General features: G+C 67.6%; 11 protein-coding genes and 2 pseudogenes. 3 read left to right on the forward strand and 10 right to left on the reverse strand.

Annotation, left to right across the window (positions count from 1 at the left end; translation table 11 throughout):
• Positions 1-115: 115 nt before the first annotated feature.
• Both EJK15_RS62300 and EJK15_RS62305 read right to left on the reverse strand, forming a co-directional pair.
• The gene (locus tag EJK15_RS62300; RefSeq protein WP_206062015.1) at positions 116-877 is read right to left on the reverse strand and encodes an ABC transporter permease; all 762 of its coding nucleotides are present in this window, start codon (positions 875-877) and stop codon (positions 116-118) included.
• Positions 874-1,818 (reverse strand): ATP-binding cassette domain-containing protein, encoded by a 945-nt coding sequence (locus EJK15_RS62305; RefSeq protein WP_138719754.1) that lies wholly within the window; start codon positions 1,816-1,818, stop codon positions 874-876. Before EJK15_RS62305 ends, EJK15_RS62300 begins: the two co-directional genes overlap by 4 nt.
• Before the next feature lie 390 nt (positions 1,819-2,208).
• On the opposite strand from EJK15_RS62305, the gene EJK15_RS62310 reads away from it, so the two are divergent.
• Positions 2,209-2,349, forward strand: coding sequence for a hypothetical protein (locus EJK15_RS62310; protein WP_240777973.1), 141 nt, complete (start codon positions 2,209-2,211; stop codon positions 2,347-2,349).
• A 31-nt stretch (positions 2,350-2,380) separates the two neighbouring features.
• On the opposite strand, the gene EJK15_RS62315 is transcribed toward EJK15_RS62310, so the two are convergent.
• From EJK15_RS62315 to EJK15_RS62335, 5 genes are all read right to left on the reverse strand, one after another.
• Positions 2,381-3,469, reverse strand: a complete 1,089-nt coding sequence (locus tag EJK15_RS62315; RefSeq protein WP_138719755.1) for an ABC transporter permease — start codon at positions 3,467-3,469, stop codon at positions 2,381-2,383.
• Positions 3,462-5,084, reverse strand: coding sequence for a sugar ABC transporter ATP-binding protein (locus EJK15_RS62320; RefSeq protein ID WP_206062017.1), 1,623 nt, complete (start codon positions 5,082-5,084; stop codon positions 3,462-3,464). The genes EJK15_RS62315 and EJK15_RS62320 overlap by 8 nt, the downstream gene beginning before the upstream one ends.
• Positions 5,081-6,118 (reverse strand): ABC transporter substrate-binding protein, encoded by a 1,038-nt coding sequence (locus EJK15_RS62325; RefSeq protein WP_138719756.1) that lies wholly within the window; start codon positions 6,116-6,118, stop codon positions 5,081-5,083. The genes EJK15_RS62320 and EJK15_RS62325 overlap by 4 nt, the downstream gene beginning before the upstream one ends.
• A 297-nt stretch (positions 6,119-6,415) precedes the next feature.
• The gene (locus EJK15_RS62330) at positions 6,416-7,639 is read right to left on the reverse strand and encodes a helix-turn-helix domain-containing protein (protein ID WP_138719757.1); all 1,224 of its coding nucleotides are present in this window, start codon (positions 7,637-7,639) and stop codon (positions 6,416-6,418) included.
• Positions 7,640-7,813: 174 nt separating this feature from the next.
• On the reverse strand, positions 7,814-8,443 hold the full coding sequence (locus EJK15_RS62335; protein WP_138719758.1) for a TetR/AcrR family transcriptional regulator: 630 nt from the start codon (positions 8,441-8,443) through the stop codon (positions 7,814-7,816).
• Between the two features lie 166 nt (positions 8,444-8,609).
• Here EJK15_RS62335 and EJK15_RS78190 point away from each other — a divergent pair.
• Positions 8,610-8,936: pseudogene (locus EJK15_RS78190) on the forward strand (hemerythrin domain-containing protein); the annotation flags it as partial.
• Between the two features lie 166 nt (positions 8,937-9,102).
• Here EJK15_RS78190 and EJK15_RS75735 read toward each other — a convergent pair.
• The 3 genes from EJK15_RS75735 to EJK15_RS62355 form a co-directional block, all read right to left on the reverse strand.
• Positions 9,103-9,480, reverse strand: coding sequence for a DUF6223 family protein (locus EJK15_RS75735; RefSeq protein WP_138719760.1), 378 nt, complete (start codon positions 9,478-9,480; stop codon positions 9,103-9,105).
• A 163-nt stretch (positions 9,481-9,643) separates the two neighbouring features.
• Entirely contained in the window at positions 9,644-10,684 is a 1,041-nt protein-coding gene (locus tag EJK15_RS62350) for a lipocalin-like domain-containing protein (RefSeq protein WP_171075284.1), read from the reverse strand.
• A gap of 384 nt (positions 10,685-11,068) precedes the next feature.
• Positions 11,069-12,001: an NAD-dependent epimerase/dehydratase family protein gene (locus tag EJK15_RS62355; RefSeq protein WP_138719762.1), complete on the reverse strand. Its 933-nt coding sequence runs from the start codon at positions 11,999-12,001 to the stop codon at positions 11,069-11,071.
• Between the two features lie 263 nt (positions 12,002-12,264).
• Between EJK15_RS62355 and EJK15_RS78195 the strand changes: the two are divergent.
• Positions 12,265-12,387 (forward strand): annotated as a pseudogene (locus EJK15_RS78195) (helix-turn-helix domain-containing protein); the annotation flags it as partial.

Below are 12,387 nucleotides of genomic sequence, written 5' to 3' on the forward strand. Positions count from 1 at the left end.
TCACAGCCGGATGCTTCCAGGATCGCCGCGGACGCGCGCAGTCGCCTCGGTGAAACCGTGTTCACCGAGGCGACCCGTGCTGGTGAGCGGCGGGATTGGCGTGAGCTGGCCGAGATCACGCTCGCTTCGTGAACGTCGCGCGCGCCCACAGGTAGCCGATCAACGCGAGCCCCACACACCAGGCGATCGCCGTGATGGCCGAGCCCGCCGACGGCGCGCCGGTCAGCAGCCCGCGCAGGGTTTCGATGATCGAGGTGAACGGCTGGTACTCGGCGAATTGCCGCGCACCCGGCCCCATCTTGTCGGCCGGCACGAATGCGCTGCTCAAAAAGGGCAGGAGCATCAGCGGGACAGCGGCGATTCCCGCGCTTTCCGGCGACTTCGCCGCGAGGCCGAACGCTACGGTCAGCCAGCCGATCGCTACTACCGTCAAGGCGACGATGCCGATCACGCCGAGCCACTCCGTGAAACTCGCCGACGGTCGGAAGCCCATCAGCAACGCGACCCCGATGATGAGCGCGATGGCCACCAGGGTCCGTAGCATGGTCGCGATCACGTGCGCGTTCAACACCGCGGCCCGGGACACATGCATGACGCGAAGCCGGTTGATGAATCCGGTCGTCATATCGGAATTCACCGCGATCGCGGTGGGGCTGATCCCGTAGCAGATAGTCGTCATGATCAACCCTGGGGTCGCGTAATCGGCATAGTTGACCCCGACGCTGAACGCGTCGCCGAACACGTAGACCATGAGGAACATCATGAAGATCGGTACGAGTATGGCGTTGATCAGTGTCAGCGGATTTCGCACCGTGTGTCGGAAGTTGCGCCGCAACATGGTCGCGGAATCCGCCAGGGAAGCTGAGATGGCACTCATCGTGTGCTGACCTCCTTGTTCTTGTGACCGGTGAGGGCGAGGAAGACGTCATCCAGGTCCGGTGTGTGCACCGACAATTCCTCGACTTCGATGGATTGCGCATCGAGCCGGTCGAGCAGCGCGCGCAACGACCTCACCCCGCCATCGCCGGGTACACGCAAGGTCAGCTCTTCGTCGTCCCTTGCGGACTCGTGCAGGACCCGTGCCGCGACGTCGAGTTCGTGCCGATTGGTGAACCGCAGCCGGATGTGGCTGCCGGGAACCCGGCGCTTGAGCTCATCGGCGGTGCCCTCGGCGACCAGCCGGCCCTGATCGAGTACGGCGATGCGGTCGGCGAGTTCGTCGGCCTCCTCGAGATACTGGGTGGTGAGGAAGATGGTCGTACCGTCGGCGACCAATTCCCGGATGATCTCCCACATGGTGCGGCGGCTGCGCGGATCGAGTCCCGTCGTGGGCTCGTCCAGGAAGATGACCCGCGGCTTGCCGACCAGCGTCATGGCGAGGTCCAGCTTGCGGCGCATGCCGCCGGAGTAGGACGCTGCCAGTTTGCTCGCCGCTTCGACCAGGTCGAACCGGTCGAGCAACCGGTCGGCGATCTGTTTGCCCTCTGCCTTGGGCAGGTGCAGGAGATCCGCCATCAGCAGCAGGTTCTCCTCGCCGGTGAGCAGGTCGTCCACCGAAGCGAACTGCCCGGTGACCCCGATCGCCGCGCGTACCGCCTTGGTTTCCGTGGTCACGTCGTGCCCAGCGACGACCACCTTCCCGGCGTCGGGGGTCAGCAGCGTGGTCAACACGTTCACCGTCGTGGTCTTCCCGGCGCCGTTGGGCCCGAGCAGGGCGAAGATCGTGCCAGCCCGGACATCCAGGTCGATGCCGTCGAGTACGATCTTGTCTTTGTATGCCTTTCGCAGCCCCGAGGCTGTAATCGCTGAACCGTTCATGGCATCCACCGTCGCCGACCGCGCTGATACCGGGCCGTTGCCGTGCTGACGCGGCCGCTGACACGACACCGTGTGCGCCGGAAACCTGCCGACCGGCTGGGTCAAGACGGACGACTTCTGGAATCAGACCCGCTGCGGAAACCCGTCCAGGATCACCCAGAACATGTGGACCATCCAGCGCCTCTCCTGACGCCGTTCCGCGCCATTGACCTGCCCCGGACCGCACCGCCGGCACAATGCCCGCACGTCCGGGGCCGAACCCCGTTCAGTCAGGGTGGAGCCAGCCATCGTTACGGCCGAGGTGCACGGGTTCGGCGGAGACGAGGCGGTCGGGGAGGCCGTGTTCGCCGCCGTGGGGCACGATGGTCAACTATGTGAGGGGGGACGGCGATGAACATCGAGAGCGAGGCCGGTGCCGCGCTGGACACCGGGATGACCAGCAAGCAGTGGATCAAGGCCCGCCTTCCGATCGACGGGCCGATCATCGCGCAGGTCACAGAGCCGGGCGCCCGGCGGATCTCCAGCACGTGACGGCACCGTGGCCGCGGATGGGACGCCTGTGTCAACCGCCGCTCGCTGCCGATCGCCTGGTGTTCAGCTGGTCGAAGCCGACCGCGACGAGGATGAGCACGCCGATGGCGATCTGGAGGTAGAAGGCGTTGATCGCCAGGAGGTTGCCGCCGTTGTTGAGTACGCCCATGATCAGCGCTCCGGTGGCGGCGCCGATCGCGCTGCCCTTCGCGCCGAAGAGGCTGGCGCCGCCGATGACGCAGGCGGCGATCGCGCTGAGCTCGAAGCCGGTGCCGGCGGTGGGGATGCCCGCTCCCAGGCGGGAGGCGAGCAGCACCCCGCCGAGACCGGCGAGCAGGCCCGAGATCATGTAGACCGAGATCGTCACCATGCGGACGGGGACGCCGGCGAGGCGGGCCGACTCCGGGTTCGAGCCGACGGCGTAGATGTAGCGGCCGAAGACGGTCCGGGTGAGCACGAACCACATCACGGCGGTGACCACGGCGGCGATGATGAGGAGGTTGGGGATTCCCAGGATCGTGCCGTTGGCGATGACCTGGAATGCGTCCGGTACGCCCTGAATGGTCTGGGCGTCGGTGCTGACCAGGACCATTCCGCGGGCGATGCCGAGCATGCCCAGGGTCGCGATGAACGGCGGTAGCAGGGCCCGGGTCACCAGCAGGCCGTTGACGACCCCGAGCCCGGTGCCGATCCCCACTCCGAGCAGAATCGACGGCAGGATCGGCATGCCTGCGACCAGGAGCTGCGCCGTGGAGGCGCCTGACAGGCCGAGGATCGACCCGACCGACAGGTCGATCCCGGCTGTCAGGATGACCAGGAGCTGGCCGACCGCGATGATCCCGAAGATGGCGACCTGACGGGCGAGGTTGGACAGGTTGTTGCCGGTGAGGAACTCGTCGCTGGCGAGCGTGAGGGCGCCGATCGCCACGAGCAGCACGACGAGCCCGCCGCTCTCCCGTCCGGCGATGTCTCCCAGCGTGATGACCCGTCGCCTCGGCTCGGGCGCCTGCCTGAGCTTCGGCACCGTCTCCAGCGCCGCCGCATCGTCTGTTTCGGCGCCGGGCGGCCTGTTGGTGATCGTCGTGGTCTCGATCGGCTCGCGCCAGATCAGCTTAGGCATCTCGCTGCCCCCCTCCTGGGTCGTCCGGCGTCGGTGGAATCGCGCGCTGAGGGGCCGGAACCTCGCCGGAGAGCGATGGGGCGCCGTCCGGACTCTCGTCTTCGGCGGCCGGGAGCTCGGCGCCTCCGCTGCCGCTCGCCAGGTGGAGCACGTCCTCCTCGGTGGCGGATCCGGGAAGCTCGCCCGCGATCGCCCCGTCGCGCAGCACGAGGATGCGATCGGCGAGCCCCAGCAGCTCCGGGAGGTACGACGAGACCACGATGATCCCCAGCCCGCTCGCCGCCAGGTCACCGATGACGGTGTAGAGCTCGCCCTTGGCCCCGACGTCGATGCCCTTCGTGGGCTCGTCGAACATCAGTACCTTCGGCTTGGTGAGCAGCCAGCGGGCGAGCAGCACCTTCTGCTGGTTGCCGCCGGACAGCGTCGACACCGGCTGGTCGTAGGAACCGGCACGCAGCCGCAGGCTGTCGAGCAGCCGGTCCGCCGCCTCAGCCTGTTCGCGGCCGGGCAGGAGACCACGGCGGGAGCCTCTGCGCAGGCTCGCGATGGTGACGTTCTCCCGGATCGACAGCTCTGGCAGCAGTCCCAGCACCTTGCGGTCCTCGGTGAGGAGCCCTACCCCGGCGTTCATCATCGTGCGCGGTCCGGACGGTTTCACCGGCTTGCCCCCGACCTCCAGCCGACCGGCCACGATGGGAGCGGCGCCGAAGATGGACAGCAGCAGCCCGCTCCTTCCCGCCCCCAGCAGCCCTCCGATGCCGAGGATCTCCCCGGCCCCGACGTGGAGGTCGATGCTCGGCGAGCGGTCGAACCGGCGCAGCCCTCGGACACGCAGCGCGGGCGTTCCTGCGTGCCGGTGGGTCTCCGGATACAGAGAGCTGATCTCCCGGCCGACCATCGCGGTGATCAGTCGGTTCTCGTCGTAGTCGCTGATCGGCCCTGCCTCGGACAGACCCCCGTCCCGCAGGACGGTCACCCAGTCGCCGATCTCGAACATCTCCTCAAGCCGGTGGGTCACGTAGAGCATCGCTATACCGCGCTCGCGCAGCCGCAGAATGTGCTGGAGAAGCCGCTCCGACTCCGCCTCGGTGAGCGCCGTGGTCGGCTCGTCGAAGACGATCACCTTGACGGAGTCCGCGGTCAGCACCTTGGCGATCTCCACGAGCTGGCGCGTGGCCGCCGGGAGCCGTTCCACGATCGCCTGTGGGCTGAGATCCGTCAGGCCGACCTCGTCGAGGGCCTTCCTGGCGCGGGTCTGCAACCGGCTCTTGGCGATGATCCCGGTGCGCGCTGGAAGGCGGCCCATGAACAGGTTCTCCGCGACCGACAGGTGGGGCAGCAGGCTGAGCTCCTGGTAGACGGCCTGGACGCCGGCCGCGCGCACCGATGCCGGGGTCGGCGCGGTGACCGGCCGGCCGTCGATCTCGTAGCTGCCGCTGTCCCGGCGCAGCGCACCCGTCAGCACCCGGATCAGGGTCGACTTCCCCGCGCCGTTCTCCCCGGCAAGGCAGTTCACCTGGCCGGGGAGCAGGCGGAGCGAGACGTCGCTGAGCGCCTGGACGGGGCCGAAGGCCTTGGAGACGCCGTGCAGTTCGACGACCGGATGGACCATCATTCCGCCTTCATCGTCGGCGGGTTCAGTAGCTGCTTCACATCGGGCTCTGTCATGTTCTTCTTGTCAGCCACGACCGCCCCGGGATCGATGTCACGCGGCGGGATACGTTCGACCGTGGCCATCCCGGCCGCCAGAACACCCTGGTAACCGAAGAAGTAGGGGTTCTGCACCACCAGCGCGTCGATCGTGCCGGCGGTCAGCGCGGCGATCTCCTGCGGGTCGGAGTCGAACGCCACGACGGGGACGGTCTCGGAGGCGCGGTTGTCCTGGATCGCCCGAGCCGCGCCGACACCTGAGGTGTTGTTGTCAGCGAACACCCCCGCCAGGTTCGGGTTGGCGGTCAGCGCATCGTTGACCTGCGACGCCGCGGTGTTGATGTCGTTGTTGTTGTAGCGCTGCAGCGCCACCTCAACCTGCGGGCAGTTGTTCGCGATGCCCTGCTTGAAGCCGGCGTCCCGATCGACGAGTGACTGGATGCCGGCCACGGAAGACTCGATCATGACACTGCCGCTCGTCTTGTTCTGCGCCTTGAGCAGCTCGCACATGCGCTTGCCCGCCTGCATCCCGGCCTTGACGTTGTCGGTGCCGATGAACCCCTCCGAGGCGGTGGTCACGCGGCTGTCCACGGTGATGACCTTGAGACCCGCCTGGCGCGCCCGGTCGATCGCCGAGTTCAGGGCGCTGGAGGAGTTGGGCGCGATGACCAGCCCGTCAACGCCCCGGGAGATGGAGTTCTCCACCAGTTGCACCTGCTGGTCGATGTTCGTCTCGGACGTCGGGCCGAAGGTGCTCACGTTGAGACCGAAATCCTCACCCGACTGCTTCGCCCCAGCGATCATCGTCTGCCAGAACGAGGAGTCACTCGCCTTGATGATCACGTCGATCTTCTTGCCGCTCGCCGCACCGCCCGAGCCGCCGCCCGCTGCCTGTCCGGCTGTACTCGTCGCCCGGCCTCCCACCACTCCGAGCACCAGCGCCACCAGCGCGATGGCCGCGACCAGTGAGAGCGAGAAGACGATACGAGAACGAGCCATGACGGCCTCCTGAAAAGTGTCTCAGACGGCAGTCACGCTCGGTCGCGTCTCTTGAGCCTGATGATGGACAAGCGCCAACGGCGGTGAGGTCCGCCCCCCGGAGAACTCTTTATTCAACAAGGACTCAAAACAGGTGGTCTCTTCCAGCAAAGCCCGGGAAGTTACTGGTTGGAAACTAACAAAGAGAAAAGAACTCATTACTCGCATCTGCCACCCACCGCAACAGCGCCGGCCTGCAGCGGGGAAACACGGCCCTTGGAGGTTGGTCGCCTGACCAGTCCAAGGGCCGCTGAGCGACTACAGCAGGATGCGTCTGCGCCTTGCCTCCTGGCGAGGAAGCCGGACTCTGGCGAGTTCTCGCAGCGCTCGCGACGCGCCGCTCTGCCTGGCCAGGGCACGAGCCTGACGGGCCGTCTCGGCCGACCGCTCCCTGTCGTGGGCGTCGGCGTACGCATGGGCCATGCGGGCCATGGCGTAGGCGATGGCATAAGTCGGCTGCGCCTTCGGCGGTTCCTGTTCCAGGATCTCGATCGCGCCGCCGGCCTGACCGAGATCGACGAGACACCCGGCGCACAGCACGTTGTGCGCTTCGGCGGAACTGTCGAACCGATAGGTCGTGTCGTCGCCCGGTTCCTCCAGCGACTGCGCCGACTCCTCCAGGCGGCGATGGCACATGTCCACGTCCCCGGCGAGGGCGTGACCTTGCGCTTCGTGATGCCGTGACAGCGCGTCCACCCGCGGAGGAAGGACGGCGCGTTCGCGAGCGGCAACGGCGAGGTCGACGAGCCGGCCGGGATCACCGGTGGTGTCGGAAAGGCCGCCCCGCTGGGCGAGCGTGTACGCCTCCAGCAGCGCGTCCGCCGCTTCACGGGCGTCGCGGATGGCCTCGTCCGACCACGCCAGCGCCCCGTCAGGGTCGCCGGCCTCGTGGTGCATGCGGCTGTTGAGCTCCGCGTTCTCCGCGGCCAGCCTCAGGAAGGCCTGCCTGACAGACGAACCGGCATCGCGGTGGAACCCCTCGATTCCAGCGAAGACGGGCTGCAGCACGTTGATCAGGTCGGCGGGCCGGAGATCGGTTCGGGTGTAGGCGTCGAGGGTGGCCCTGAAGTAACGGACCGTTCCGTCATCGGCCCGCTGGGGCGCCTCGATCGCTCGACCGGTGCGCTCCTCCTCCTCGGCTGTGAACATCCCCGACTGCAGCGGAATGCCCGTGAGGTAGTGCCACAGAGTGGTGCCGGTCTGCCACAGAGTGGTGCCGGTCGCGTCCCCGACGAACAGGTCCGCCTCCTCCACGCCGAACGCCCGGCAGAGCAACTCCGCGTGCGACTCGTCGGGCCGCCGCTCTCCGGTCTCCCAGAGATGAATCATCGAGCTGAGCGTCTCCGGTGTGGGCAGCTGATCACGCGACGTCTCGTCCGCCGCGTCGGCCAGCCGTCTCCCGAGCTCCCGGCGGCTCCACAGTCGCCCGCGGCGCAGGACCCGCAGGCGGGCGGCCCAGATCGGAACATCGATGTCAACCATTGACGCTTCCCTCCCTGTCCGAGTCATTTGTCCCTATTGTCCGCCTTCTGGAGCTGTCTCGTTAGCCCTGAATCGGTAGATCAGCCGAGCAATGTCACAGGTCCGTCGCCGGCGAACGCGTCTCAATACCCAGTGGCGGCCGCGCCGGCCGCTCCGCCGAGGTCAGGAAGCGCGTCAGCGGAGCAGGAGGCGGTCCATCGCGTCGACCAGCCAGTCGGCGTAGTCGCTCAGTCCCCACTTCCGGCCGGCCATGAACGCCTCCGCCGTCTGAGCCGTGAAAGTCGCCCAATAGATGTCGGTGGCACGCTCGACGGTCAGCCCCGGGCGCAGCAAGCCGGAGAAGGATTCGACGATGACCCGCGCGTCGGTGTAACGGCGCCGTTCGTACTCCTCCCACGCCTCGCCGATCTCCGGATCGGCTGCCGCCGCCTCCCGGAACACCCGCGTGATCGGCCCGGCCCGGGGCAGCCAGTCCTGCGCGATTCCGCTCATCAGGCGCAGTTTTCTCTCCTTGTCGCGCTCAGTGAGCAACTGCTGGAACCGGTCACGCTGCATCAGCGGCTCAAGTGCGGCGTCGCCCGCGATGCTCTCGTCGACCACGGCCAGGAGCAGCGCCGCCTTGCTGCCCTGCGCGTACACGGTCGGCGCGGAGACGCCCGCCCGCTCGGCGATGTCCTTCATGGTGGTCTCTGCGTAGCCCTGCCCGAGGAAGCATTCCGCTGCGGCGGCAACCACGGCCGCCCTCGTCCGCTCCGCCTGCTCAGCGCGCAGCGCCGAGCGGTACGCCCGCCTTCGCTCTGTCATGTATTGACTTTATCGCAATCAATTCATATTATTGTGACTAAAGCCAAAAGGAGTGATCATGACAGCCCCCTCCCCTCCCAGCACCGCCTCCCATGCCGAGCAGTTACTCCTGCGCGGTCAGGCGGCCGCGCCGCCGGGTCCCGTCGATGTCGCGGGCATGTACCTCATGCACCACGCGTTCCGGCGGGACCTCGACCTGTTCACCGCCGCCACCGCCGCCACCCCGATCGAGGACCGGGAGTGCTGGACCCGCCTCAATCGCCGGTGGAGGCTGTTCTCCAGCACGCTGCACAAGCACCACCGGGGTGAGGACTCCGGGCTGTGGCCCCTGTTGTTAGAGCGTGCCCGCGGCGGCGAGCCCGCCACCGTGCTGGCCGCCATGTCCGCCGAACACCAGCACATCGACCCGCTGCTCCATGCGTGCGGCTCCGAGTTCACCGCGCTCGCCCGCACCGGCGACGCACAGGTGCGCCGCGATCTCGCCGGGCACATCGCCGAGCTGCGCGACCTGCTCCAGGCGCACCTGGCCCACGAGGAGCACGACGCGATGGCGCTCGTCCAGGCCCACCTGACCCAGCACGACTGGGAGCGCCTCGACAAAGAGCACTTCGCCCTCGATCCGGCGTCGAAGGCGACGGTGAAGCCGAGTCTTGGCCGGGTCAGGCAGTGCGGTGGGAGCGGGGCAGGGCCAGCCCACCCAGGACCATGCCGATCAGCCCGAGCAGCAGGGCGAAGATGGCCCCGGCCAGTCCGTTGCCGGTGCCGAAACCGCCGGCGGAGTTGGCCGCATGCAGTCCACCGATGATCATGCTGATCAGCCCGAGCGCCAGGGCCGTGGCCGCGCCGGCGCGCCGGTTGCCGACGCCGATACGACCCGTGGAGCGGGCTCGGGCCAGCCCGCCGATGACCACGCTGATCAATCCCACCACGACGGCCACTGTGGGCAGGGTGCGCCCAGAGCCGATGTCGTAACCAGCGGCGGCGGCGACGGAGAGCTGCATGGCCTCAGGCGCGGCGAGCAGGAGACGGACGGACATTGAGGATCCTTTCGATCGTCCCGGGCGAGCCGGAGCACGGCGGATCGGCCTAGGCCGGTCAAGGCGCCGACGCGGAGCGCCTAGGAGGGTTTCAGGTGTGGTGTGGCGATGGGGCGGAACTGGCTTTCGGGGCCGTTCGGGACCGGGTATCTGTTCTGCAGAGCTATCGCCAGTTGCCGTTCTGTTCGACGAACGCCTGCCCGGTGATCGGCTTGCCCCGGTACCGTCCGGTGACGGTGGCCGCGCCCTCGTAAAGGCCGCCGAAAGCGCTCTGGAGTTCGTGTCCCGGCTTGGAGGTGACGGTCAGGCTGGTATCCAGCATGGGGATGTTCACGGTCCACCGGGTGCCGTACCGCTGGCCGCTGGTGGGGCTGGTCCAGAAGCCGGAGGTGGTGTCGGCGAGCGGATTCACCGCAACGACCTCATGGGTTCCGTCGGGGCGCAGCACGGTCGCGTAGGGAAACTCCTTTCCCTCACCGAAGAGGTCCCAGAGGTTGATCCGGTCACCGTTGGACAGCTGCACGGCCATCCAGGTCCATTTCTCCATGGTGCTCCAGTTCCAGGAGCCCCACTGGCGGTCCAACCACGACTCGCCGGTCACCGGGTAGGTGTGGTCCTTCACCTTGAGCGTTCCCTGCGTCGCCAGGCTGGGCAGGGAGTAGTAGTAGCTCGTGCCGCCGAGGAAGGGGATCAGCCCGGTCCCGTTGTTGTACAGCACAGGCCCCTGCGCCTTGAGCGTCAGGTCGATTTCGCCTTCCGGTAGCGTGGCGTGCAGGCGCATCGCCTCCATGGGGCCGGACAGCGTCGCCGTCGGCGTGCGGATGTCCAGCTCGGTTGCGGAGAAGCTGGTCTGGTCGAGCGGGTAGCTCTTGCTCTCGGTGTAGAAGGCGCCGGTCGTCTTGTCAGTGATCGCGATCATGGCCTGCGGGTTGTTGCCGCCGCCGATCGTGACCTGGTAGCCGAACCGGTGGCCAGAGGCGTTGACGTGGCCGACCACGTACCACCATTCCTGGCGCGCGTCCGGATGCGCCGCCTGGTCGGCCGGCAGATGCACGAACGTCGGGAAGGCGGGTGCCGCCGTGGCCGCCGGGTCGGTGCCGGTCTTGGCCGTCACCGGGAGCGACGGCGAGGCCGCGAGGGTCAACACCGCGCCGAGAGCCAGAGCGGCGATCGATGCGGCTGTCCGAGGTTGCCGTTTGTACATGCGATTCCTCATCTCTAGGGCGTATTTCAGAAGTGAATCGAGGGGTCGGCTGTTCTGAGGTGCCGGGTGTCGTAGATCGACAACAGAAGAGGTCTCCGGGCGATGCCTGCAAGCTCTACCTCGACGATCCCGCGGTGCTGGCCGCAGCAGAGAGGATCCCGTCGCGTTCGTCGAGCACGACGGGCTTCTGATGATCGATGAGGTCCCTGTTGTGCCCGCGTAGGTGCATTCGTCGAGCAGCCGCGGGCAGGCTACTTGCCTTACATGGCTTAACGACCTTCAAGCGGCTGACCAGCTACTTCCCTTGAGAGCCCAGATTACGATGGCGTCCCGGCATTGCGTTATCGGGACCCGATTGAGGGCGGCGTCGAGATCGGCGTGGAGTCATGACACCTGGAGGCCCTGACGCCAGGACGGGTGCGCCGGGCGCCAGCCCAGCTCGCGCTTGGCCTTCGCGTTCGAGGCGCCGCGAAGCTCGGTCATCAGCACGACGCCGGCCTCCCCGGCGGCCAGCCGCCCGACGAACCGGGGCACGCGCATCGGCTTCATGGCGCCCAGCATCCGGGCCAGCTCCGGCAGCCACTCGGCGACCGGGGCGGGGTCATCGTCGACGATGTTGTAGACCCCGCGGGCGCCGTTCTCGACCGCCGCGACCGTCGCCTCAGCCGCGTCGGCGATGTGGATGAACGACCACACCCCGCCGCCCTCGCCGACGACCGGGAACTTCCGCTTACGGATCATCTCGAGCTGCTCGGAACCCGGCTCCATCGAGGTGCCCGGTCCGTAGAACGCGCCGTAGCGAAGCACGATCCCCTCGGTCCAGTCGGCACCCAGCACAGCCCTCTCCAGATGCCCGATCGCGGCGATCATCGGGGCCATCTGCCTGACCGGCGACGGGTCCAGTTGGTCCTCTTCGGTCTTCACCGGCCCACCCGTTCGGGCATAGGTGAACGCCCCATTGCTAGCCGCCACGAACCGCCGCACACCTGCCGCGCGCCCTGCCGCGAGGAGATTGTCAGTGCCCTCGATCCGCAGCCGGTCGGTCGCGGCGAAACTGCGATCGAAATGGCGTGTGTCTACGTGTCCGATGGCGGTCAGCTGATGAACGATCACATCCGGCTTCGCCTCGCGCACGGCCGCCTCGACCTGGCCGCGATCGAGCGCATCGGCGACGATCGGCACCGCGCCCAGCTCGGACAGCCTGGCCTCGTTCGACTCGTTCCGCGTCATGGCGAAGACCTTGTGCCCCGCGCCGACCAGAAGCGGCACCAACTGCTGGCCCATCACTCCGGTCGCTCCTGCTACTAGCACTCTCATGGTCAGCTCCTGGTTCACATGTTCTTGCCCTCAAGGGCGGTGCCGCTCAAGGGCCACCCGCACCTGCGTGCACCCCTTGAGCCGAGCCGCGAACTGGATCGCCGCGGCGGCTCCATGGCTGCCACCATGTGCATTTATTGCACTTATGTGCAATTGATGCACAACGGTATACTCGTGGCGGAAGCGCCGTCAAGCCGGCTGTGACCAACAGACCCGAGGAGGGGCAGCACCCCGATGACCACTGACAAACCAGCCCGCAGCGGCGGGCGCAGATGGTGCTGCTGCCGGCCCAGGGCATGCCGGTGGCGAAGATCGCACAGGTGGCATTCACCAGCGAAGACCGGGTCCGTGATGTGATCCACAACTTCAACGCCGATGGATTCGAC

Source organism: Nonomuraea basaltis (assembly GCF_005893125.1).
Taxonomy (GTDB): domain Bacteria; phylum Actinomycetota; class Actinomycetes; order Streptosporangiales; family Streptosporangiaceae; genus Nonomuraea; species Nonomuraea basaltis.

What these genes read in the sequence shown, in the direction of transcription:
- EJK15_RS62300 (WP_206062015.1), bottom strand. Translation starts at nt 877, where the DNA reads ATGAGTGCCATCTCAGCTTCCCTGGCGGATTCCGCGACCATGTTGCGG.
- EJK15_RS62305 (WP_138719754.1), bottom strand. Translation starts at nt 1,818, where the DNA reads ATGAACGGTTCAGCGATTACAGCCTCGGGGCTGCGAAAGGCATACAAA.
- EJK15_RS62310 (WP_240777973.1), top strand. Translation starts at nt 2,209, where the DNA reads ATGAACATCGAGAGCGAGGCCGGTGCCGCGCTGGACACCGGGATGACC.
- EJK15_RS62315 (WP_138719755.1), bottom strand. Translation starts at nt 3,469, where the DNA reads ATGCCTAAGCTGATCTGGCGCGAGCCGATCGAGACCACGACGATCACC.
- EJK15_RS62320 (WP_206062017.1), bottom strand. Translation starts at nt 5,084, where the DNA reads ATGATGGTCCATCCGGTCGTCGAACTGCACGGCGTCTCCAAGGCCTTC.
- EJK15_RS62325 (WP_138719756.1), bottom strand. Translation starts at nt 6,118, where the DNA reads ATGGCTCGTTCTCGTATCGTCTTCTCGCTCTCACTGGTCGCGGCCATC.
- EJK15_RS62330 (WP_138719757.1), bottom strand. Translation starts at nt 7,639, where the DNA reads ATGGTTGACATCGATGTTCCGATCTGGGCCGCCCGCCTGCGGGTCCTG.
- EJK15_RS62335 (WP_138719758.1), bottom strand. Translation starts at nt 8,443, where the DNA reads ATGACAGAGCGAAGGCGGGCGTACCGCTCGGCGCTGCGCGCTGAGCAG.
- EJK15_RS75735 (WP_138719760.1), bottom strand. Translation starts at nt 9,480, where the DNA reads ATGTCCGTCCGTCTCCTGCTCGCCGCGCCTGAGGCCATGCAGCTCTCC.
- EJK15_RS62350 (WP_171075284.1), bottom strand. Translation starts at nt 10,684, where the DNA reads ATGTACAAACGGCAACCTCGGACAGCCGCATCGATCGCCGCTCTGGCT.
- EJK15_RS62355 (WP_138719762.1), bottom strand. Translation starts at nt 12,001, where the DNA reads ATGAGAGTGCTAGTAGCAGGAGCGACCGGAGTGATGGGCCAGCAGTTG.